We start from the raw sequence: 22,645 nt of genomic DNA, 5'->3' as shown, positions 1-22,645 counted from the left end.
TTGAGCATGGTCAATTCAAGGGTTGCGCATGCTCAAATCAGATGGTAAAAAATCATCTATAGGGAATTGAGCATGCTCAATGCCATTCCATCTCGCCGAGCGAACTGGCACGGCGAGGCGCACCTCTGTGTCAGCCACGCCCGCACGCGCGTGGCAGTCACTCGGGAAGGTGATCTATGTGTCAACGAAACCGCACTCGCCACAAGACGGGGATGCGAAGCTCACCGAGCTTCACGAACGGCTGGTCGCCTCGGTCGAGGCCCTGGTCACGGGGAACGATTGGAAACTCGCGCTCGAGTTCGCCGCCCACTTCCGAACACGGTCCTTCAACAACGCGCTCCTGATCTGGGCACAGCATGCCGCCGCCTACGAACGCGGCTCTGTCCAGGATGCGTTCCCAAGCTACGTCGCTGGATTCAAGCAGTGGCAGGAACTCGGGCGGCACGTGATGGCCGGTCAAAAGGGCTACATGATCCTCGCGCCTCTCACCGCGCGCTTCGCAACAGCCTCCCCCGCGGACGCTGGATCGTGGCGGAGGCTCAACCGAAATGAGCGACCTCGCTCTGGTGAGGTTGTGCGCCAGCGGATGGTCGGCGTGCGGCCGGCATACGTGTGGGACGTCTCGCAGACCGACGGGTCTCCAATCCCTGAACGTCCCGCCCCGATTCTGCTCCGCGGCGAGGCGCCCAGAGGCCTCTGGGCCGGGCTCGCCCTAGTAGTCGAGGACGCCGGCTTCACCCTTTCGACTGCTCCGAATGCCGCCTCGCTTGATGGGGCGAACGGACGGACAGATTTCGGGGTCCTGACAGTCTCGGTGCGCACCGATATGGATGCCGCGGCCCGCGTCAAGACACTGGCACACGAACTCGCACACATCCACATGCACGCACCCGACAACGAGACACTGATGCACCGCGGGATCCGCGAGGTCGAAGCCGAGTCGGTCGCCCTGATGATCGGCGCGGCACACGGGATGGATACGAGCGACTACACGATTCCGTACGTGTCCTCCTGGGCGAGCTCGGTGGCGGACAAGACAGCGATCCAGGTCGTCCAGGAGACGGGTGAACGCGTGCGTCGGGCGGCCGTGGCGATCCTCGACCAACTTCAGACAGACCAGATTGAACCGGGTGATTCTCTGGCGTTCAATCGGTCGAAACCGACCCCAAACCTCACCGCCACCGTGACGGCCCCACCCGACCTGCCTGCGGGGCGAATCTCCGCCCGGAGCCTCTGATGGGCATCACCAAGGTGCTCCTAGCCACGAACCGGCTACCGTTGCCAGCCGCCGCGCTCGCCTTCGCCCGAGCTGGCATTGCGGTCTTCCCTTGCGCGGTGGCCAGCAAGCACCCTCTCACCCCAGCGGGCTTCCACGACGCAAGCTGCGACATCAACCAGGTAGGCGCTTGGTGGGTTCGATGGCCTGGTGCGAACATCGGGATGCCGACGGGCAGCAGTTCGGGCATCGACGTAATCGACATCGACGTAGCGGATGCTGCCTCAGGCTTCACCGCTTTCGCGCGTGCCAGCACCGCTGGACTCATTGACGGTGAGATAGCCCGGGTGCGCACTCCATCTCAGGGAATGCATGTCTACTTCCCTGCGCTCGCGACCCGACCCCAGCGCTGCTGGCAGGCTGCAACCGCGCATATCGACTTCCGTGGGACCGGCGGTTATGTCGTCGTGCCTCCCTCGATCCTAGTGACGCGAAACGGGCGAGTCAGCTACCGCCTCTACTCGCTGTCCGGTGTGGGCGCCAGGCCGGTCGACGCCGTCGCCCTTCGCAGGTTCATCGACCCGCGGGCGGCTCAAGCCGCGTCGCGACCGGCGGAAGCCGCGTCGCCCGAGCCGAACCGACTCGCGCAATGGGTGAGCAAGCTGCAGGAGGGCGAGCGGAACAGTGGGCTGTTCTGGGCGGCCTGCCGACTTACCGAAGCGGGGTTCGCCCCCGCGGTCGTCGAAGCGGCGTTAGCGCCGGCCGCTCAAACCGCCGGTCTCCCAGAGCACGAGATCACCGCGACGATCAGCTCCGCAAGCCGACGGGCCGCTGCGGGGCGATCCGGAGGCCCAAACGGCATTCCGGGAGCGCACGGCTACGACCGAACATCCCCTGAAAGCAGACGAGGTGACGCGCCTTGCCTGCAGTGAAGAAACATCCGTCAACAGTTGGAGCTGGTTTCAGGAACGCCTCGTCACTCCTGCTATTCAGACAAACGACGTGAGGGAGTGAGAAAGCGATGGATGAAGACAACTTCGAGGAGTCACGACGTGCGGGAAGCGTTGATGCCAGCGGGGAGATGTACCCGCTGCATCCGGTGCTCACCGAGACGTCGCCGAGCGCAGTGACGCCAGGAGGCAGCATCTCGGGTCTCCGAACGGGCTTCCTGATGCCGGAGAATCTGGCCTCCCACCCCGGCATCATCTGGGTTCGCGCCTCGGATCTGCTGAGCACCGGCACCGGGCGTATTGCCGGACGCGGCATTGATTTCGAGGCCGAGCTCGCGAGACGGGTGCGGCGGACACCGGCCACCACCCGTCGGGCGATAAGTGAACGCGCCGACCGACTACCTCCCCTCTCCGAATTCGGGACATTGCTCAAGCATCCCCCGTTCTCCCGGTACGGGCTGGGACGGCGGTGACCCATGAACATCCTGTTGAGCACGGCAACACACACCAATCCAAAGGGAGGTGCCGTGATGAAATGGACCGCACACCGGGATGCAGGTTCGAAGACATTCCGCGACTCTGAGGGTCTGCGACGGCTTCTCGCCAGACTTCAAGCAGATGGCGGCGCCAGCTGGCGCACGGACCCGGAGGCTTCCGAACTCATGCAGTTCGCTGCCAAGCGGTATGCGGGCCTGGCACGGAAGCACCATCTGGATCCGTGGGAGGCCGCCGCTGCCGCGTACGATGCGATGCGGGCGCCGTCGACCCTGCGCGCCGACGACCCGTGGGCGATCGTCACTCGAGCAGTGCAGGTGACCTGCATCGCGGAGGAACGCGCCCAGGGGCTGCTGTGCTCGGTGCACCAGGCGCGCCGACCTAGAGTCTCGAGCTTCCACGATGCCGAACGCTTCAGTGATCGCGAGCACGCCCTGCCGGACTATCACCCCGCGTTCAGCACCAATCCGGTCGACGAACAAAATGACACGCCGCCACTGGACGACGTGCAGGCAGCGGTTGAGGACGCGATTTTGTTGTTCACCCTGCTCGACTGGCCGTCAGACCGCGCTCGAGATGGCGTTGAATACATCTGCGGCCGGCTTGCGGATGCACCATCGCGCGCCTCTGCCTACGAGACTCTGCGGCGAGACTACGCAGCCCGCGCGCTCCTCGACGTTCCACAGCAGGCTTGGATGGCGATGATCCGAGCGCTCTTGGGCTGCGGCAATCCGCTTCAGGCGCACACCGCGGCCGGCCGAGGCATCCTGCTTCGTCTGCTCATTGGCGAGCCGCTTCGCGCCCTCCTCCGCGACGACGACCTGGTCTTAGACATCGTCGTCAACGCCCCGGGAGTGCGGGTATGACCAGCACACCGGGTCACATCGAGCTGGAGCGGTCGATCGACTCCATCCGAATCGGTTCGCGGCATCGCACCGACCTCGGCGACATCGACGCGCTCGCAGCTTCGATCGAGAAGCAGGGTCTCCTGCAGCCGATCACGGTGACGCCCGACGGCACCCTGGTCTGCGGCGCACGTCGCCTGGCCGCGCTTCGGCAGCTCGGGGTTCGCAAGCTCAACGTCTGGGTTCGTTCCGGTATCTCGGATCGACTGTCCCAGCTGCTCGCGGAGCAGGACGACAACGCGCTCCATGAGGCCCTGAGCCCGACCGACGCGGCCACGTTGTATCGAGAAGTGAAGATGCTTCTGGCCGAGGACGCGCAGCGCCGACAAGAAGCATCACGATTCGGCTCGTCACAAGAAAAGTCAAGGTCAGACGGTGCTGCCACGGTGGCAGCACCGTTGACGTCTCTCGATGGCTATGCCCGCGCCCAGGCGGCGCTTCTCGTCACCGGACGACGCTCGTATACGACGCTCGAGAGGATAGGCGTCCTGCAGCAGATCGCGACTGACGAGAGTCTCGACGAGACGCTCCGCAGTCGTGCCACCGTCGAGCTTGACCTGATCCACGGTGGAGGCTCCGTCACGGCTGCCCACCGTCGCATGACCACTCAGCTCGCCGTCTCCGAACTCGAGCGGATGGCTGCAGATACCACGCAGCCCGAGGGCATCCGTCAAGCGTCGTCGGTGGGTGCTGCACGGGTACACGCCGCCCAGCGAACAACGACGGAGACCGAGCTCGAGCGGCTGGCTCAAGAGGCGCTCGCCCGCGCCAAGACAGCTACCCGGGCCAAGAACGCGCGATCGGCGAGCTCCCCGAATACGAAGCTGCCCACTCGTTCGTTCGTCTACCTCTGGAATGATCTGCGCAAGTGGTGGCTTCGCTACGACTACGCCGAGATCGCTTCCGAACTGACCGACGAGCAGTGGGAACAGGTCGAGGAGACCCTCGCCGGCACCATTGCTTTCGCTGAGCGGCTGCGCTCGCTGCGTGACGACTCCGTCAGTGTGGCGCAGGTTTTGGCAACCAATTCCCGGTGACGGACCTCATCACGCTGACCCTGAGGAGCCCCAATGCAGTTCATTCACCGGCACCGTCTGGCCCTCGCGATCGTAGGCAGCGGCATCACCCTGGCCGTGCTCGTCGCCATCGGCATGTACGGGCTGCTGCGCGGACCGGCGAAAGCGAGTCAGCCGGAGCGCCGGGCACCTGAAGCATCCGTATCGTCGACGCCAACCTCACTCCCCGATCAGCCGCAGCCGGTGGTTGTGACCACGAACGCGGAACTGTTTGCTCGCAGCGTCGCGGCTGCCCTGTTCACGTGGGACACACGCCATGAAGGCGACCTCTCCGAGTGGGTGCAGGTGCTGGTCGACGTCGCCGATTCGGATGAAGCGGCCGCTGTGGCATCGGATGTTCGCGGCTACCTTCCCAGCACCGAGATGTGGGGGCAGCTCAGCGCGTATGGAACTCGGCAGTGGTTCGAGCGCGAGTCGGTAGTCGTTCCAGCCGCGTGGTCGACCGCGCTGGAGCAGGCGGCATCGGGGCAGATTCCACGGGGTGCCGCGGCATTCACGGTAGTGGGATCCCGCCACCGAGCGGGCACGTGGGACACCGAGGTCATTCGAACGGAGCGGAAGGTGGCGTTCACGGTATTCGTCGTGTGCCCGGGCCAGGAGCCGTGCAGGCTTCTTCGTCTCTCCCAACTCGACCGACCCCTGGAGTGAGACCGAGCGATGAAGAAGCTCATCGGGCTCCTCCTCGTCGTTGTGCTCGCCAGCCCGCTGGCCGGCTTGCTCGGCGTGGCCGCGCTTATGAATCCTGCCGCGATCTCGTGCGGAGCGGGATCGGGATCGCTCGCCGTGGGCAACGTCCCCGACTCACTCACCGCCCAGACTCGGGATGGCCGCTCGATCAGCCTGAACGCGCGGCAGCTCAGCCACGCTGCAACGATCATCGCTATCGGATCGCAGACGGCCGGCGTCGGCCGCGATGGAGTGCTCATCGCAATAATGGCCGCGCTCACGGAATCGACGCTGCGTATGCTCGCCAACACCGGCGCGTATCCGGAGTCCGCGGGCTACCCGAACGACGGGGTCGGCTCCGATCACGATTCTCTAGGACTTTTCCAGATGCGCCCGGTATCGGGTTGGGGTACGGTCGCCGAGCTCATGGACCCAGCACACCAGGCACGGGCGTTCTTCGGAGGCCCCTCGGGTCCCAACGCAGGATCACCACGCGGGCTTTTGGACATCGCTGGCTGGCAACTGCTCGACCCGGGCGCGGCCGCGCAAGCCGTCGAAGTCAGCGCCTATCCGGACCGCTACCAAAACTTTCGGCCCGTCGCCGAGTCGATTATCGCCGCGCTGACTCGGGCCCAATCTGCGAGCCCCGCCGGTTCCGGACCGATCGTGCCCGAAACTGCGAGCGTCGTATTCCCACTTCCCGCCGGCTCATATTCGAGCACGGACAGCTTCGGGTGGCGGACCGACCCTTACAGCGGCGCGCGTGCGTTCCACTCGGGCAGCGATCTCGCGGCGCCGGCGGGCACACCGATCCTCGCGGCGGCCGACGGTATCGTCAGCTTTGCCGGGCAGCGGGGCACATACGGCGGCCTGATAACTATCGACCACACGATTGACGGCGAGCGCATCACCTCGTACTACGCCCACATGTATGACTCCGGCATTCACGTCGTGGCCGGCGACAGCGTGGCTGCAGGCCAACACATCGGTGACGTCGGTTCCGCAGGCAAGTCGACCGGACCGCACCTTCACCTAGAGATCCGTCCAGGCGGGGCCGGCCAAACTCCCGTCAATGCTGTGGAGTGGCTCAACGAGCACCGCGCTACCGGCCTTGCTGGAGCCGAGGTCGCCACGGCCGGATGCAGACCAGAAAAGGCGCAATGAGATGGACATCTTCCCCGACTTCGGCGCCGTCGGCGGTGCTGCGGAATTGCAGAGCATCGTCGGCGCGCTGCTGACATTCGTGCTCATCATGGCTGTGCTCATGATGATCATCAGCGGGGTCACCTGGGCTCTCGCCTCGGCGAACGGCAACTTCCAGACCGCCACCCGCGCGCGGATGGGACTGTTTGTAGCTTGCGGCGCAGCAGCCCTCGCGGGCGGCGGCGTCGCCTGGGTCAACTTCCTGCTCGACGTCGGCTCAACGCTCTGACAGGCGACTTCCGCGCCCACGCACAAGGTGCCGAGAGCCCTGACCACTGCATCATCGGTCGGACTCACGAATTCGGATCACGAGACCTGGGTGACCTTCACCCTGAATACGACGAAACCCCGAAGTCTCGCTGCTTCGGGGTTCTTAGTCGCTTGTCGTCACTACAGGCAGATACCTGAGGCGCTACGTGCTTCCTCGCTGAGCAGGAGCAGCACGGGTGTGTCGTGGTTAGGAGAAGTAGCCGCCAACTCCCAAGGCAAACGTCGGGCACGCGTCACCATAGAGATTTTCAGAGAACGTGACCGAACCACCGTCTGCGATCTCATCCGACTGCTCAGCGTAGGTGCCTAGCTGCGACACCAAGTTGTCACCGTCGAAGCAGTAGATGCTGACGCCGTAGGGGCCAGTAGCCTCCGCACCGGTCTCGTTGGTAGCAGCGCCCACGATGGACTCACCCACCAGAGTCGCCTCTGTGACTTTGAAGGGCGCGGTGTTGTACGAGCTGGTGTCAACGGGGCTGGTGCTCACCGTGAACTCGTATTCCGCGTCGTCAGTTACTTCCGCACTGTTGTCGAAATAGATGTAGGCGAGCCCGACCTCACCTGGCTGCACCTGAGAGGGGGTTGTGCCCTGGCTGCTACCCGTCGCGACGATCGCGCCAGCGCTGCGTGCCGTTGCGGTCCAGTCCACGTGGGAAATACCGTCGCTGGTGTTGTTCCTGAACGCAAAGACCAGAGTCCCACGTTCCTTGTCGAGCGGGCCGATCTGGACCACCGAGGCCTCGCCCGGCTCGCCGTCAGGGAAGGTGGGCTGCGCCGTACCGCCCAGCAAACCGCTCGCGTTGAACGGCAGCGACTCAACGGGGGCAGCATCTTCGGTAGCGGTTGCTATAGGACTTTTGTCAGGGCTCGACGCGCCCTCTGCCGGCTCGGCGGTCGAACTGCAGGAAGTGAGCAGGAGGGTAGCAGCCAGGACAGCGGCGACACGCAATTGGGTCTTCATTTCTTCAGCCTAGCGTCGCGCAACTACTCGGCATCAGCCGACTGGCCGCATGGTTCCATTGCACGAGCACGGGCGGGAGACGGGGCTGTCAAAGGCAAAGAAAAAGACGCCATCTCAGCGAAGAGGTGACGCCTGTTCTGCCTCAGAAGGCTATTGACGGCTCATCTCGACGGTCATGGTGACACCCATTGCCGTCAGCTCATAGGAGAGCACGCCACCCTTGAAGGTGAAAGCTTTTGCCGTGTCGCCGGAGGCCATGATGGCGGTCTCCATCTGAGCAACGTCGCCCTGCGAGTCCCACGAGTGCGACTCGGTGTCCTCGGTAGGCGCAACGTACGAGCCGATCCAATAAACAGCCTTCGTTGAGTCTGCCGCGTTCACCCAATCGACGGTGATCTGCTCGCCCGTGATTGTCGCAGTCTGATAGGAATCTTCGCTGTTTGAATTTGTCTGTTTCCATTCTCCCGTCAGGTCCAGCGGCTCGACAACGACCTCTTCGACGGTCTCCTCAGTCTTCGGTGAAGATGCTCCGGTGTTGGAACCGGCTGCGGGGGCTGAGCACCCTGTAAGTAGCAAGAGCGAAACGGCAAGAGGGACGAGGAGTCGATGATTCATATTTGCAGGCTATAGCTCGGGGCCGATAGCGAAGGACCTGTCGCCGCTGAACACCCCCGGAGTGGGGGCCTCAACGTTCATGATTCTCACCCCCACTGGATCCAGAACATCCCACGCTTCTCATTGAAAATGAATCGCGTCTCGACACTTAGTCCATTCGTGGGGATGCTGTGCACTCCTCCCTCTCGTAGGCATGAAACGACCGAGGGAGCCAACTGTGATCGACATCAATCCGAACGGCACGGGGCTACCCGGCATCGAGCAGTTACGAATCATCGTCGGTGCGGTGATGACCGTTGGCCTCATCCTGAGCGTGCTCGCCTTGATCATCTCGGCGATCGTTTGGGGCTTCGGAGCCAACTCCTCCAACCCGCACCTCGCATCCCGCGGCAAGCTCGGCGTTCTCGTTTCGTGTGGCGCCGCGATCATCGCCGGTGCGTCAGTCACGCTGGTCAACTTCTTCTGGAACGTCGGTCAAGCCGTCTGACCCCGATTCCTAAGTCAGCGGGGTCCTCCGATGAGCGTGTGCGATGTGCCGGTGATCGCGGAAGTCTGCGACACCGCCGGGGAAGGCGCCGCATCGTTGGTCGCGGCACCGTTTGATTGGCTCGCGAACGCGATGGGCTCCGCCGCCGCCTGGCTCTTCGAATCCGTCTGGGCTGCCTTTGATTCGACCACGCTCGTAGACCTCACCGATCCGGCGTACATCGACGTCTACAACGTGCTCTTTGGCCTTGCTGTCTTCGTCACCCTGGTGTTCTTCTGCCTGCAACTCCTCACTGGGCTGGTCCACCGCGATCCGACGGCGCTCTCCCGAGCCGCGATCGGCGCCGGCAAGTCGGTGCTCGGATCGTTCGTGATCATCACCATCACGGGACTGCTCCTGGAGATCACCGATCAGTTGACGATCGGGATCGTTCACGCGAGCGGCAACACGATGGAGGGAATGGGCAACCGCATCGCTCTTCTACCTGCGGGCCTCGCCGCGCTCAACGTCGGCGCCCCCGGAGTTGGAGCGATCGTGACGATCTTCCTATCCGCACTCGCGATCAGCGCCGCGGCGATCGTCTGGTTCTCGCTCCTCATCCGCAAGGCACTGTTGCTGGTGGCGATCGCCTTCGGTCCGATAGCGCTGGCGGGCGCGACCTGGGATGCCGCAAAAGGCTGGTTCACGAAATGGGTTGCGTTCGTGATCGCCCTCATCCTGTCGAAACTCGTGCTCGTCGTGATCTTTCTGGTAGCGGTCGCGCAGGTCGCGGCACCGATCGACGCGGATCTAGCATCCGTCAGCGATCCGATCGCCGGGATCGTATTGATGTTCATCGCCGCATTCGCTCCGTACATCACTTACAAGTTCCTGAGCTTTGTTGGGCTCGATATTCATCACGCCATGTCGACCGAGCAGGAGGCGAAGTCGGCCATGAACCGGCCCGTCCCGGTTCCGAACGCACCGATGGCGGAAGGCGCCAAAAAGATCCTCGGGCCAAGTGGCGACGGCGGGAGTGGGCCAACGGCGCAAGGCGGTCCGGCACCGAACACCGAACCAAATAGCGGAGGACCTGGCCCCACGTCAGCCTCGAGCACGGGCGCATCCGCCAAGGCTGGCACCGCCAGCGAGGGCGCAGGAGCGGGAGTTGGGGTCGCCACCGCGGGTGTCGCGGCGAGCGCGACCGTCGCCACGGCCGCCGCTAAGGCTGGCCCGAAGGTCGGTAGTGCGGTCGGGCAAACGGCAGACGCTCACATGCAGTCCACTGGTGAGTCGGCCCTGCCGAGCGCATCTCCCCCGGCACCCAGGCCACCGCGACCAAGGCCGCCCTCGTCTGCGCCGGACTCTGCCTCCCCAACACTGTGATCAGCAAAGAAGGACGTGTAGTCATGGACACCGACAAGGACCGCGCCGAGTACCAACTCGCGCCGGTGCAGTTCTCACGACTGACCAAGCGGGGCATCCTTCTCGGTCTCTCAATTCCGCAACTCGTTGCCCTGTCAATCGGGACGCTCACCATCGTCACCGCGCTCTACACGGCGGGCGCCGCCGGCGTTGCATGGACGAGCCCTATTTGGGGCTCCGCGGTAGTGATTGCCAGTATCCCGATTGGCGGCAGAAAGATCGTCGAATGGGTTCCGATCGTCAGTCGATGGGTATGGCGTGCTGCCCATGAGCAGCTGACCTATCGGCGGCAAATCGTGCGCCCGCGTCCGATTGGGACCCTGTCGCTTCCGGGCGACGCGGCCGCGCTGCGCGAATGGAATGATCCCGAGTCAGGGGCGGTCATGATTCACGACCCGCATGCGAAGACTCTTACCGCGGTCGTGGCGGTGTCGCACCCGGCATTCGCGTTGCTTGACCCTGGCGAGCAGCATCGGCGCGTGGCGGGGTGGGGGCGGGTGCTGGCCGGTGCATGCAGATCGGGGCGGATCGCTCGGCTACAGGTGTCGGAGCGCACCCTGCCTGATTCCGGCACTGGCCTGGCCGAGTGGTGGGAGCGGCACGGCATCAACGATGACAGCTGGGCCGCATCCACTTACCGGGATCTCATCGAACGTGCCGGGCCTGCCGGTGAACGGCACGCGACGACGATCGCGCTTTCCCTCGACCTCACTGCGGCTTCCCGTCAAATCCGCACGCAGGGCGGTGGGATGCGCGGCGCCGCGACGGTGCTCCGACAGGAAATGACGGCCCTGACCCAGGCTCTTCGGGCAGCGGACCTCGCTGTCGGAGGCTGGTTGACCGCTGACGAGCTCGCGATGACCCTGCGAACTGCTTACGACCCCGCCGTCGGCGTCGACCTGGAACGCCATCCCGACATCGGCCGTGCACTCGACACCGCCGGCCCGGTCTCCGTCGCTGAGAGCTGGGATCGTCTCCGCACCGACAGCGCCTTCCACGCGGTGCTCTGGATCAGCGAATGGCCCAGATCGCAGGTATTCCCCGGTTTCCTTTTGCCCCTCGTCTTCACCAACGGCATCCTTCGAACCGTGTCGCTGCACTACCTGCCCGTCCGCGCGGATCAGGCGGCGCGCGACCTCCGCAAGAAGAAGACCGAGCTGATCAGCGACGCCCACCAGCGCAGGCGTATCGGTCAGATAGAGGATGCCGGCGCGACGGCGGAGTACGAGGACCTGATGCATCAGGAGGCAGACCTCACGGCCGGTCACGGCGTTTTGCGCGCGACCGGTCTCGTGTGCGTGACCGCGCCTACCGTCGACGAGCTCGATGCCGCTGTGGCATCGATCGAGCAAGCCGCCATCCAGAGCTCGTGCGAAACGCGACGCCTCGTTGGTCAGCAGGCACAGGCTTTCACCGCCGCGGCACTGCCTCTGTGTCGCAGCGTGTGAGGGGTGCGCACCTGTCCTTCAAAGCAATCCCGATTGGAGCCGACATGTTCTACACACACCAGAACCCACCAGCATCCCGATGGATCAGCGTCACCTTCCTGCAGGGAGACGAAGCCGATGAGGTGCTCGGCATGATCGACCGCGACGGAGCCACCGCGGCAATCGAGTACCTGCAGCAATGGGACTATGGCGAGGAGACAGTCGATGCCGCGCTAGAAAACGGGTACGTCTACGACCGCGTCCCGGCTGTATCGACCGACAGAACCATCGAGAGCCACGGCTCGACCTACGCGCTGAGGTACAGCACGACGTTCGGTTATGTATCGCTGTTGCGTCGGCATCCGGCCGATTCTCAATCAGAACTCGTCCCGGCGTCCAGGGTGTCAGCCATGCAGACTGCTTGGGTGCGTCCGGATGTTGCCGACCCATGGGTTGCCACGCGCGACCGGTCAGCAAGTCGCGCAAGGCACAGGGTGGCATTGTGAACAACGCGGGGGTGAATGAGCGGCTACACACGACGACGCTGGTCGAGCCGAACGGCGAGCTGCACCGCGACCGTCGAGCTCGCCGGCGAGCTGCCGCAAAGATCGAAGCGGATGCTCAGAAGGTTAAGCGTCTCGAGGCGCGCACAAGATGGCTCGCCGAGCGGGACGAGGGGCGATCGGGGGCCTACCTTTCCGCCGCCGGTGATTCGGGTTCCGCACAACTGCGGATGCCCGGACGACTGCGGCTTCCCAAGCATCAGGACACCTCCGCGACATTGTCCGGCCACTACCCGTTTCTTGCTGAGGCCGGACTCGGATCGGCCGGCGTCTTTGTCGGGCAGGACCTCTATTCGGGTGGCTCCTTCGTCTACGACCCCTGGGTGCTCTACCAACGTGGGATGATCACCGCTCCGAACATCGTTCTCGCCGGCATCGTCGGCTCCGGCAAGTCATCACTGGCGAAGTCGCTCTACACACGCTCACTCCCTTTTGGACGACGCGTCTATGTTCCTGGCGACCCGAAGGGCGAGCACACCGCCGTCGCCGAGGCCGTGGGCGGCAAGGCAATCATCCTCGGCCATGGCCTACGCAACCGACTGAACCCGCTTGACGAGGGCCACCGGGCGGCATCCGCTTCGGATGCCGAGTGGTCGGCACAGCTGGCCTCGCGGCGTCGTGACCTGATCGGGGCGCTCGCCGAGACCGTGCTCGATCGAACGCTCAGTCCGCTCGAGCACACGGCGATCGACCTCGCACTGGCGGATACAGTTCGGAGCGCTGAAGTGCCGATCCTGCCGATGGTGGTGGATCGCATCCTCGCCCCGAACCCCGAGGACGACGAGGGCCGGCTCGCAGAGGATGGACGTCTCGTCGGCCATGCACTGCGACGCCTGGTTGCCGGAGACCTCGCCGGGCTCTTCGATGGTCCGTCCACTGTGCGCTTCGACCCCTCCCTGCCGATGGTCTCGCTTGACCTGTCGCGCGTGGCTGAGAACTCCACACTTATCTCCGTGCTGATGACCTGCTCATCTGCATGGATGGAGTCCGCGCTCGCCGACCCGGCCGGCGGCCAGCGGTGGGTCATCTACGACGAGGCCTGGCGGCTCATGGCATATCCGGCGCTCTTGCGCCGCATGGATGCGCAGTGGCGCCTGGCCCGGCACTTCGGTATTGCGAACATGCTCGTCTTCCACAAGCTCAGCGACCTCGACAACGTTGGCGACTCGGGGTCTGCGATGCGCGCGCTCGCGTCGTCGCTGCTGGCGAACGCGGAGACTCGCATCGTCTACCGCCAGGAACCGGACCAGCTCGGATCCACGGCAAGCGCACTCGGGCTCAGCCGAACCGAGCAGAAGTTACTCCCCGCACTAGGCACTGGACAGGGCCTCTGGCGAATCAAGGATCGCAGCTTCGTTGTGCAGCACCAGCTGCACCCCGACGAGCTCGAGACGTTCGACACGACCGCACGGATGACCTCAGGGCAGTAACCGAGATGCGTAACCCAGAGCGCACCATCCATTCAGAGCGAGGAGACATTGTGATGGCCGAGAGTATGACCGAAGAGCGAGAAGCCAGGATGACCCTCGCGGCGCTGTCCGAGCCGGGCGACATCATCACGGGAACATTGGTCGCGAGACTCGGCGCGACGGAGACCGTGCGACTCATCACCTCAGGCGTAAGGCTACCGAACGGCGTCGACCCCGCTGAAGGTGAGCTGTGGCGACGACGTTTAGCCCCGCGCATCAACCCCGGTCAGATCGAACGGATACAGGCCGATATGGAGCGCCACGACCTGAGGCTGCTGACACCGGAGGACATCGAATGGCCCGGCGAACTGCAGCAGCTCAGTACGAGTGCCCCGATCGCGCTCTGGCTCAAGGGCGACCCAAGTCGCCTCTCGGTTCCTCTCCCCGGTCGAGTCGCTATCGTCGGCGCCCGAGCCGCGACGGCCTATGGCAGCCAAGTGGCGACCGAACTCGCCTCCGACCTCGCCTCGCAGGGCCGCGTAATCCTGTCCGGAGGCGCCTACGGCATCGACGGATCAGCACATCGAGCAGCCACCGCCACCCATCCCGGTTCTACGGTCGCCGTGCTCGCCGGAGGGCTCGACCGGGTCTACCCGGTCGGCCACGAGCAACTCTTCGAACGCATTGAACAGAGCGGCGGACTGCTCGTGAGCGAACTTCCACCCGGCTCCACTCCTACTCGGTGGCGCTTCCTCCAACGGAACCGGATTCTGGCGGCCCTATCTGCCGCAACGGTCATCGTTGAGGCGGGACATCGATCCGGCTCGCTGAACGTCGCCGGGCAGGCTCACTCACTGGGTCGGCCGGTCGGTGCCGTCCCTGGACCGGTGACGAGCCCGGCGAGTGCCGGCTGCCATCGGCTGGTCCAAGAGGGAATCGCGAGCCTCGTGATCGACGCGCAAGATGTCACGGACCTGCTGGACTCCACGGCCGGCTTCTCAGGTGACCGGACGTTCGCATACTCCCCCACACGACGATTCAGCCGGACTGGTCCGGATCTTCGGTTCTAACCGATCTGCACGGAACGGACAGGATCGATGAGCACGCCACGACCGCAGGCCACCCTCGGCGACGAGCTGACCAACCTCGGCATCGGCATCCTGATCGGCGTGTCCGCATTTGCCCTCCTGCTCCGAGCCGCGGGTGCGGTGGCGGCTTGGGCAACGAGACTGGAACAACCAGCCGGCGGGCCCGAAGCCGGACTCGCCGTGCTCCTCAACCCAGGAAACCCGTCGGCGGCCCTGCATGCACCGGGCCTGAACCCGTTCGCGTACTGGCTCACGACGATCTCGATGCTCGGGCTCGCCGTGGCTGCGGCCATCTGGCTGTGGCGGATGTTCCGGGGCACGGGCCGCGCAGCCAAAGTCGACCCGCACCGGATCCCCGGCATCGCAACCCGCGCCGAAGTAACCCGAGCCGCATCGCACCAAGCACTCCTGAAGCGCGCAGCGCACCTTCGGCCTTCCCTAACAAGCGCCACCCCCAGCGAGGTCGGCTATCGAATCGGCCGATCACACAACACCACGGTCTGGGCGAGTGTCGAGGACTCAATCTTGGTCATCGGCCCGCCGCGCTCGGGAAAGGGGGCGCACATTGTCATTAACGCCATCCTTGACGCCCCCGGCCCCGTCGTGACCACCTCCACACGCCCCGATAACCTCACCACCACGCTGCGCGCACGGCAACGACTGGGGCCCGTGGCGGTATTCGATCCCCAGCAACTAGCGCCGGGCATTCCCGTGGGACTGCGCTGGTCTCCGATCCGCGGCTGCGAGGACCCACTCACGGCGATGATCCGCGCGGCGGGGCTGGCAGCCGGAACCGGGCTGGCCGCTGGCGGCGTCGACGGCGGCGGGTTCTGGGAGGCCAAGACCCGCACGGCCCTTCAATCCCTCCTCCATGCGGCGGCGCTCGACCACTGCTCACCCGCCGAGCTCTTTCGTTGGACACTCGACCCAGCGGCAGCCCACGACGCGGTCTCCATCTTGCTGAGCACCCCAGCCGCGGCCACAGGCTGGGGTGACTCTCTGCAAGCCATGCTCGAGGCCGATCCCCGAACACGCGACTCCATCTGGCAAGGCGTCTCCCTCTCGCTGGGCGCGCTGGCTGACCCCCGAGTACTGGATGCCGTCTCACCGAGCGAGGGCGAAGAGTTCGACCCGGAAGGATTCTTGCGGAGCAACGGCACCCTCTACCTCCTGGCAACCGGCGCCGGCTCGAACAACTCCGCCGCACTCGTGTCGGCGCTCGTCGAGGACCTCGTCGAGACCGCCCGCCGCATCGCCGCTCGAAGCGCGGGTGCGCGACTCGACCCACCCCTATTGCTCGCGCTCGACGAGATCGGCAACCTCGCGCCACTCCCCTCCCTCCCCACTCTCATGGCCGAGGGCGGCGGCACCGGCATCACAACCATGCCGGTCCTGCAGTCACTCGCGCAGGCACGCACGAAGTGGAGCGACAACGCAGCCGGCACCATTTGGGACTCATCGATCGTGAAGATCGTGCTCGGCGGGGCGTCCAATTCACGAGACCTGCAGGACCTCTCGACCCTCATCGGCGACCGCGACGAGTCGACAGACTCAACAACGATCGGCGATCGCGGTTCACGCTCAGCACAACGCTCCATCCGCCGCGTCGCGATCATGCCTCCCGACACGATCCGCACCCTCCCGTTCGGAACGGGCCTGATCATGCTGCGCGCGGCGCCACCCGTCGTCGCAAGCCTGAGAATGTGGACCACTCGCCCCGACGCCAAGCAGCTGAGGGAAGACCGGACGAGTATCGAAGCGTTGATGCGCGCACCGACGCACCAAGAACCCGCGGAGCACCCGGTCAGCCCCACGGAATGAGGCATGGGCTCACTATGTCGCGGCCGTGTGGGGTGCGCCGCGCACCTCCTAGTGAACGCGGATCACGACGGTCCGCCTAGATCACAGGAAGTTGAGTCCCATGACACTTCACACCCAGCAATCACTGTCCGGCTTCATTGCGTCGGATCCGCAGCAATCGGTGACCGAGAACGGTGAAACCCGCTTCTACGTCCGCGTCGGCCAACCGCACTTCCGTCGCGAAGACAGCGGCAGCTTCACCGTTCTCGAGCCGAGTTTCCACGACCTCGTCGCCTACCGTGCCACCGCCGACCGGGCACTGACCCGGTTTGCAAAGGGCGACAGCTTCGTCGCCGAGGGCTACGTCCGCAACTTTCAGTTTGAGCGCGACGGTGAGGTGATCAATCGCGAAGAGTTCGTCGCAAAGAAGATCGGCCACGACCTCGCACGCACCAACTACGACGTCGACCGAACCCGCCGCTCAGTTGCAGGCACCGAACGGGATGCTCTAGCCGCCCAGAAGGCAGTTCTGCTCGAGGCGGAGCACGCTCGCGCTGGCTCAGCCGTGCTCGGAATGTGAGGACAACGATGGCAGCGTCCCTGGTCGACTGGGCGTCCGGCGACCAGAGCGCCTCATTCGGCGAAGACGAACTCGACGGGCCACTCTCGGCAGAGCCGCCGCATCCGATCAATTGGAATCTCCTCAGCGCAGACGACGCCGAAACAGAGTGGATCGAACTCAACCGGTGGGTGAACTGGTTACGACGGACGTACGGTCTCCCGGCATCCGTCGTGCCGCCCCTCTGGCATCGCCACCCCGAGCTCGTCTGGGAACTCTCCGCACTGCACCTGCACTGGCTGTGCGCATACGACCCCGACCAGCACGGCTCGGCCCCATTCGGATGGCACCGAGACTTTGCGGATGCACGCCAGCGTCTGCACGACTGGGTGTCGGCATCGGGGACCCGCCTCGATCGTGACCGTCCGACGCGCAAAACTTCGTGGCCAGGAGAGCCGCCGGCGGATGCCGTCGATGACATCGTGATCAGCGATCGCGACGCAGACTTCGTGCAGTTCGTCGTGGACGACGTCGCCAGACGCCGCGCGGCCGAGGCTGCTTTCTATGCGCGTGCCGAGTCTCCTTGATTCACGGACTCGTTCTTTTGGCGATCAAGGAAGTCGAGTCTTGACTAACGCGTGCACGAATTCACGAGTTGTTGTGTTTCTCGCCGCTGAGCATCATGGTCGCTCGTGATGCGTGCCCGGTTGGCCCACGCTGACCGCTCCTTTTCCTGGGCGGGCATAACGGGAATCAGGCACCCACACTTCATGTGGACGCACCCTGTTCCCCCTGAGGCAGTGGGGCCCACCCTTGGCCGTCACTGTTCGGGACCCCCAATGAGCCGCTTACTTCAAGACGTTCGCTACAATACTGCGTGCCTGCTCGAGGGCCTCGGAGATCATTTCGGTGTCCTTCGTGGCAAGGGCGGCAGTCAGGAGACTCTGAGATTCGTTGAGCGCCTGAGAAAGCTCAGCCACCTGGCGACTGGTCCGGTCCCAGTTGTTTTTCGTGACTTCCCAGCTTCTGTCGAATTCTTCGTCCTCAGTCATGTTCATACCGTAACGGGCTCGGGTCTTGAGGCCCGAGGCAAAGTCGGCCATTACCGTTGACGACCTCACCTGAGACGCCTCCCCGGCTCGTTCAGATCAAGAGCGTCCGAGCGCCTGTTGCGGAGCTTCCGATGCCGACCGGCAAAGTGGTCACCCGATACCGCTTCGCCGAGACGCACCTCGGCATGCATACGTATTTGCAGTGCAGCTTCCGCATCTGACACCATCCAGGCCGGCGACTTGAGTAACTATGCCGCCATTCACTTCTGAAGAATCACCGCCATCTAAATCGAAAAGCCACAAGCGGGGCGAACGGCGGGGACCGAGATTCGGACGGGTTGATTGGCTTGTGCCCCTCGAAGTGTGCGCAGGGCTTCCGTCTTCCAGGTGGATTGCCGGATGCAAGTAGGGCATGCTCCAGCACGCTTGATGGCGCTCGGCTAGGGTCGTGGGGTCTGTGGGCCGCGCATCAAGCAGCGTCGTCGCCGTCTTTGACGTGCTTGAACGCAGTCATTGTTGCCACGCCCTTTCCTGCCGGGATGACGCGGAAATTGTCGCCCGGGCTCATTTCTTTTGGTGCGATGTCTCCTTCGACTCGAGCGGCTGGGACATGCGTTCGGACCACCATGTCGGTCTCGACCGCGTCGTCCGCGATGTTGACAATGAGCGTCTCCTGGGTTAGCAAAGCGAACTTCTCGGCCGCCAGGTCGCCCAGGTTCTCGGGCTGCTGAACAGTGAACCCGAAAGAATTCCAGTCGAGCTCGACGGTCTCTCCGCGGAGGAGCCGTCCAGCTCGAAGGATCTGTCCGCGCTGTTCGGGCGGGACTTGCTCCAGATCTGGGACGAGAATGCGCGTGAAGGTATGGCGCTGGATCTCGGCCAAGGCCTCCAGGAACGGCAGGAACCGTTTGGAGGTGTCCTGAAGCTCGTCCGTCGCGAGGGGCCACGGTTTCGAGATGACTGCGGGCCCGCCGTCACGCACCGCAAGAACAAGGAAGTGGCCGTCAACGAACTGGGCCACTGCCTGCACGGTGGGCAGTACATTGGCAGGCCGCATCCCGGTCGTCGGCGTCGTTCTGATCGTCATGGAAGCCGGATGCGTCGTGACACCGAATTGAAGATCGATGTCGAGAATGCCTTGGGCGTCACTAAAAGCGATCCAACGGCCGCCGGTGTCGAAACCCGATGAGTGACGGACGTTTTCAGCGGGGATGCTGCATACCGTCTTTCCTTGGCTATCGATCACCCGGATCTCGAGCGGGGGAAAACCGAACGCGTTCGACTTCGCAGTCAGGAATGAGAAGGAGCCCTGGCCGAGCTGCGTGGTCCCGGCCGGCCCCTCAGCCGTGGTGACGATCCCGTCGACGCCCTTGAAGGGGGTGCCAAAAACTATGAAGTCCTCCATGGCCTTCTGCTCATCCGAGCCTGCTTTGGCGGTAAACGTCACCGTCTGCTTGATTGGCCGGAGCCGTTCGACTCCTGCGAAACGGGGGAAGATGCGGGTGACCGAATAGCGGTCGTGAGCGAACTGTTCGTAAGTGCTGAGCACCACGCCTGGGTGGGCTTCGGTATCACGCTCCAATACATCGTCGGTGGCTTCGCCGTGCAGGACTTCGATTTCGTAGCGATAGAACGGGTCGACCGTGTCCAATGACTTCTGGAGCTGGACGGCTCGGTTCGTCACCGCAGCGAGGAGATCCTCCCCTGCGATCCCGTTTGGAATCTCCGCTCCGCTCGTGATGGCCTGCGCCATGAGTCGGACGGTTTCATCACGGCCGTTGCCGAAGTAGTACTCGGTGAGTCCTGGCTCGTCGGCCGCCCAGATATCCAACATTGAGCGACCGACCCACTCGGCTAGTACGCCGCCGGCAGTCAACTTCTCGAACCACTCGAGCGCTTCGTTGGTCGGGTTGAACGGCATGGCGAGCTTCCATGCGACTACTGGAATCGTGGGCAGCGCCTCTTTCACGAAGCTGTCCCAAGACTTCTTGACAGACTTCTTCTGTGCGGAAGTGAGTGCCGAGGTGTAGCGCTTCACCTGCCAGATTTCGTAACCGTTTTGTGTCGGGACCCGAATGTCGATTCCACGGTCGCCCTGCGCCGGCGTGATCAGGTGACCGTTTCCTGCACGCTTTAGGACTAGTGCTGCGACGAACTCTTCGACGTCTTCGCCTGAGTAACGCTCCCACGGGATTCGGGTCATGGACTGACCGTATCGGTGTGCTCTGACGCTGCTCGACATGACAAGCCGCGTAGATGGCTTTGTCCAGCTGGCTCGCACAGCCGAGGGCGACTGCGCAACGTTCGACGGTCAATTGCCGAAAGTGCAGAATAGAGCGCAATCGAAGGTGGTGCACCGATTCTTGAGCCACAAGGAGTTCCCAAACGCCAGTCCCCCGAGACTGTAGAACTATGGCGGGTTGGCACCGAATCTGCGTCATTGGGCGTCAGACCGAACACTGGGCGCGGCGTCTCACGGGGCTGATATTCTCCGCCATGACTTCCTCGCTCGGTGCGCTACCAAAGGTTGGAGCGCCCGCGACGCGGGCACTTCAAGCCGCGCGTTACATTGAGCTGAGGCAGCTTGCAGGCCTACGCCGCTCCGACCTGGCTGCCCTACACGGAATAGGCCCCAAGGCCCTTGGGATCCTCGAGGCCGCACTTAAAGAGCATGCCTTCAGCCTCAGCTGAGGTTCCTCCTACGAACTCATTCTTGAATCGTCTGACCTTGTTCAACCACCGAGCACAGCGTCGAGTATCTCCGCTGTCACGGGGTCGACGAGGTCGGCCGTGACAACGTAGCTGTTTCGAGTGGTCTGCTCATTTGCATGGCCGAGCAGTCGAGATGCCAGTGTGATACCGGCGGCCCGCTCGATGAGCGTTGCCGCGGTGCGTCGGTAGATGTGGGTGGTGTACTCGTCGACGTCGACTCCCAACTTGACCAGGTTTGCACGCTCGTCGGCAATGAACGAGCGGAGTAACCGCTCGTAGTTGCTGACGCTCAGTGAACGGCCGGACTTGGTGGAGAACAGTGACGACTCGGGGTCGGGTTCGGCGAGGGCCAGTCGGCGGCGAACGGCCGCTGCGGCCATCGAGGGGAGAGCGATGCTGCGCCGTTGTCGTGAGCGCTTCGGAGAGTCTTTGCGATGGATCCCCTCTGCCTTCGTGCTGACAATGGTTCCGTTGACTACGAGGGTCGGAGGCAGGGTCGTCATGTCCACGTCACAGCGACGCAGGCCGAGGCATTCTCCGATCCGTATTGAGGTGCCCAACATGATTTCCATGCCGTCGATCAAAAGGCGATAGTTGGGTCTGGGACCGTCCCCCTGCGTGACTCGCCATTGCTGCATGAGTTCGCGGATGTTGTTGAGTTGCTCCGTGGTGAGCGTGGACTCCTTTTTCGGTGTTGTAGGCAACCGCTGAACGTCGCGCACTGGGTTGCTAACCATCGCGTCGTCGCGCACGGCGTAGCCACAGACCAGGCTCAACACGGCGCGGGCGTGACGTGCCTTCGAGATGGATTCCTCGTCCAAGATTTTTTGGAGGATCCGATCGCAGCGACCGACGGTGAGCCGGTCAAGCCGTACTCCGCCGCACCGCGGCAAGATGACCAGGCGTGCGGTCGTCTCATACGATTCGTACGTCGAGTAGGTGAGGCTGCCGGTCTTCGCACGGGTGAGGATCTGAGGCAACCACAGCTCGACTGCATCGGCAACCGTGTTCGACGGCGCAAGGCCCCCAAACCCACCGGTCGACAAGGCCATTGCCTGGCGGCGGACCTCGGTGCGAGCCCGTTCCTCGGTCTCCGCGGTCGCGCCGAGACGATGCAGAGCGCCGCTGTCGTCACGGGTAGAGGCACGGGCCCGGTACCGGCCACTGGGGAGGCGCCTGACGTCGATCTTGCCCAACTCACCGGCGGGGATCTGCGGCTTACCCATGCCGATGCTCCTGGACCCAGACGAGCACGTCCTGGAAGTCGTAGCGTACGTGCCGGCCGAGCTTCAGGTACGGCGGGCCCGTATGGGTGAGACGCCAATCTTCCAGCGTGCGCTCGGGGAGTCGAAGCAACTCGGACAGTTCGTGCTGGGTGAGGAACGTGGGAGTAACCTGCGTCGTCGCGTCCATACCCAGAAGGTATGTAGGCGCTACCGGGAGCCATCCGCGTGAGCCGTGACAGATCAGTATTTGTCCGGGCCGCACGACAACCCAGCACTGCTGGCTGGGGTATCTGGTGTCGTATCTGGTAATTCGGCCCATCTTGGGCCTCGAGGGAAGGATGGGCGATGGGTGATATCGCCGCGGAATCCTGCGCCTGCTACTGCTGGGGTACCTGGACTCGAACCAAGAACAACTGAACCAGAATCAGTCGTGTTGCCAATTACACCATACCCCACTGCCCGTTCCGAAGAACCGGCCGACTCGTAACTCTAACCCACCTTGCCGGGCGGTACAAATTCAGGGCCGAATTCGATGGCGAGAACGTGCCGCCGGCGATCCGG

23 protein-coding genes and 1 tRNA gene are annotated in these 22,645 nt (G+C 64.0%); 17 read left to right on the top strand and 7 right to left on the bottom strand.

The window, feature by feature from the left end; all coding sequences use genetic code 11:
- Positions 1-178: 178 nt before the first annotated feature.
- The 8 genes from E3T42_RS08855 to E3T42_RS08820 all read left to right on the top strand — a co-directional run bounded on the left by E3T42_RS08855 (position 179) and on the right by E3T42_RS08820 (position 6,740).
- Positions 179-1,237 carry an ArdC-like ssDNA-binding domain-containing protein gene (locus E3T42_RS08855; protein WP_134402851.1) on the top strand — a complete coding sequence of 353 codons (1,059 nt, stop codon included), beginning with the start codon at positions 179-181 and terminating at the stop codon, positions 1,235-1,237.
- Positions 1,237-2,148, top strand: a complete 912-nt coding sequence (locus E3T42_RS08850) for a bifunctional DNA primase/polymerase (protein WP_134402850.1) — start codon at positions 1,237-1,239, stop codon at positions 2,146-2,148. The genes E3T42_RS08855 and E3T42_RS08850 overlap by 1 nt, the downstream gene beginning before the upstream one ends.
- 89 nt (positions 2,149-2,237) lie before the next feature.
- On the top strand, positions 2,238-2,639 hold the full coding sequence (locus E3T42_RS08845; protein WP_134402849.1) for a hypothetical protein: 402 nt from the start codon (positions 2,238-2,240) through the stop codon (positions 2,637-2,639).
- A 57-nt stretch (positions 2,640-2,696) separates the two neighbouring features.
- The gene (locus E3T42_RS08840) at positions 2,697-3,527 is read left to right on the top strand and encodes a hypothetical protein (RefSeq protein WP_134402872.1); all 831 of its coding nucleotides are present in this window, start codon (positions 2,697-2,699) and stop codon (positions 3,525-3,527) included.
- Positions 3,524-4,603 carry a ParB N-terminal domain-containing protein gene (locus tag E3T42_RS08835; protein ID WP_134402848.1) on the top strand — a complete coding sequence of 360 codons (1,080 nt, stop codon included), beginning with the start codon at positions 3,524-3,526 and terminating at the stop codon, positions 4,601-4,603. The genes E3T42_RS08840 and E3T42_RS08835 overlap by 4 nt, the downstream gene beginning before the upstream one ends.
- A 33-nt stretch (positions 4,604-4,636) precedes the next feature.
- Entirely contained in the window at positions 4,637-5,290 is a 654-nt protein-coding gene (locus E3T42_RS08830) for a hypothetical protein (RefSeq protein WP_134402847.1), read from the top strand.
- Between the two features lie 9 nt (positions 5,291-5,299).
- Complete coding sequence (locus E3T42_RS08825) at positions 5,300-6,472, top strand: M23 family metallopeptidase (protein ID WP_134402846.1); 1,173 nt, start codon at positions 5,300-5,302, stop codon at positions 6,470-6,472.
- Between the two features lies 1 nt (position 6,473).
- Positions 6,474-6,740 (top strand): DUF6112 family protein, encoded by a 267-nt coding sequence (locus E3T42_RS08820; RefSeq protein WP_134402845.1) that lies wholly within the window; start codon positions 6,474-6,476, stop codon positions 6,738-6,740.
- A gap of 228 nt (positions 6,741-6,968) precedes the next feature.
- Here the strand turns inward: E3T42_RS08820 and E3T42_RS08815 are convergent, their stop codons facing one another.
- Together E3T42_RS08815 and E3T42_RS08810 are read right to left on the bottom strand one after the other, a co-directional pair.
- Positions 6,969-7,742 (bottom strand): hypothetical protein, encoded by a 774-nt coding sequence (locus tag E3T42_RS08815; RefSeq protein ID WP_134402844.1) that lies wholly within the window; start codon positions 7,740-7,742, stop codon positions 6,969-6,971.
- Positions 7,743-7,892: 150 nt separating this feature from the next.
- A complete protein-coding gene (locus tag E3T42_RS08810) occupies positions 7,893-8,357 on the bottom strand; it encodes a hypothetical protein (protein WP_134402843.1) in 465 nt (154 codons plus the stop codon).
- Between the two features lie 193 nt (positions 8,358-8,550).
- On the opposite strand from E3T42_RS08810, the gene E3T42_RS08805 reads away from it, so the two are divergent.
- The 9 genes from E3T42_RS08805 (at position 8,551) to E3T42_RS08765 (ending at position 17,681) form a co-directional block, all read left to right on the top strand.
- Positions 8,551-8,844 (top strand): DUF6112 family protein, encoded by a 294-nt coding sequence (locus E3T42_RS08805; RefSeq protein WP_130177580.1) that lies wholly within the window; start codon positions 8,551-8,553, stop codon positions 8,842-8,844.
- 30 nt (positions 8,845-8,874) lie between these two features.
- On the top strand, positions 8,875-10,209 hold the full coding sequence (locus E3T42_RS08800) for a conjugal transfer protein TrbL (protein WP_134402842.1): 1,335 nt from the start codon (positions 8,875-8,877) through the stop codon (positions 10,207-10,209).
- Between the two features lie 23 nt (positions 10,210-10,232).
- The gene (locus tag E3T42_RS08795) at positions 10,233-11,696 is read left to right on the top strand and encodes an SCO6880 family protein (protein ID WP_134402841.1); all 1,464 of its coding nucleotides are present in this window, start codon (positions 10,233-10,235) and stop codon (positions 11,694-11,696) included.
- A 44-nt stretch (positions 11,697-11,740) separates the two neighbouring features.
- Positions 11,741-12,181, top strand: coding sequence for a hypothetical protein (locus E3T42_RS08790; RefSeq protein WP_134402840.1), 441 nt, complete (start codon positions 11,741-11,743; stop codon positions 12,179-12,181).
- Positions 12,124-13,668: an ATP-binding protein gene (locus tag E3T42_RS08785; protein WP_241975944.1), complete on the top strand. Its 1,545-nt coding sequence runs from the start codon at positions 12,124-12,126 to the stop codon at positions 13,666-13,668. Before E3T42_RS08790 ends, E3T42_RS08785 begins: the two co-directional genes overlap by 58 nt.
- A 53-nt stretch (positions 13,669-13,721) precedes the next feature.
- A complete protein-coding gene (dprA, locus tag E3T42_RS08780) occupies positions 13,722-14,717 on the top strand; it encodes a DNA-processing protein DprA (RefSeq protein ID WP_241975942.1) in 996 nt (331 codons plus the stop codon).
- 27 nt (positions 14,718-14,744) lie between these two features.
- Entirely contained in the window at positions 14,745-16,556 is a 1,812-nt protein-coding gene (locus tag E3T42_RS08775) for a type IV secretory system conjugative DNA transfer family protein (protein ID WP_134402837.1), read from the top strand.
- A gap of 100 nt (positions 16,557-16,656) precedes the next feature.
- Positions 16,657-17,115: a single-stranded DNA-binding protein gene (locus tag E3T42_RS08770; protein WP_134402836.1), complete on the top strand. Its 459-nt coding sequence runs from the start codon at positions 16,657-16,659 to the stop codon at positions 17,113-17,115.
- An 8-nt stretch (positions 17,116-17,123) separates the two neighbouring features.
- Positions 17,124-17,681, top strand: coding sequence for a hypothetical protein (locus E3T42_RS08765; protein WP_134402835.1), 558 nt, complete (start codon positions 17,124-17,126; stop codon positions 17,679-17,681).
- 261 nt (positions 17,682-17,942) lie between these two features.
- Here E3T42_RS08765 and E3T42_RS08760 read toward each other — a convergent pair whose 3' ends face one another.
- From E3T42_RS08760 to E3T42_RS08735, 5 genes are all read right to left on the bottom strand, one after another.
- On the bottom strand, positions 17,943-18,146 hold the full coding sequence (locus E3T42_RS08760; protein WP_134402834.1) for a hypothetical protein: 204 nt from the start codon (positions 18,144-18,146) through the stop codon (positions 17,943-17,945).
- Between the two features lie 469 nt (positions 18,147-18,615).
- The gene (locus E3T42_RS08755; RefSeq protein ID WP_134402833.1) at positions 18,616-20,349 is read right to left on the bottom strand and encodes a hypothetical protein; all 1,734 of its coding nucleotides are present in this window, start codon (positions 20,347-20,349) and stop codon (positions 18,616-18,618) included.
- Between the two features lie 529 nt (positions 20,350-20,878).
- Entirely contained in the window at positions 20,879-22,084 is a 1,206-nt protein-coding gene (locus E3T42_RS08745; protein WP_134402831.1) for a tyrosine-type recombinase/integrase, read from the bottom strand.
- Positions 22,077-22,271, bottom strand: a complete 195-nt coding sequence (locus E3T42_RS08740) for an AlpA family transcriptional regulator (RefSeq protein ID WP_134402830.1) — start codon at positions 22,269-22,271, stop codon at positions 22,077-22,079. Before E3T42_RS08740 ends, E3T42_RS08745 begins: the two co-directional genes overlap by 8 nt.
- A 196-nt stretch (positions 22,272-22,467) precedes the next feature.
- Positions 22,468-22,539 (bottom strand) — tRNA-Gln (locus E3T42_RS08735).
- Positions 22,540-22,645 lie beyond the last annotated feature (106 nt).

Source organism: Cryobacterium sp. TMT4-10 (genome assembly GCF_004403275.1).
In the GTDB taxonomy this organism is placed as follows: Bacteria; Actinomycetota; Actinomycetes; order Actinomycetales; family Microbacteriaceae; genus Cryobacterium; species Cryobacterium shii.
This window is presented reverse-complemented; position numbering and strand designations above follow the sequence as displayed.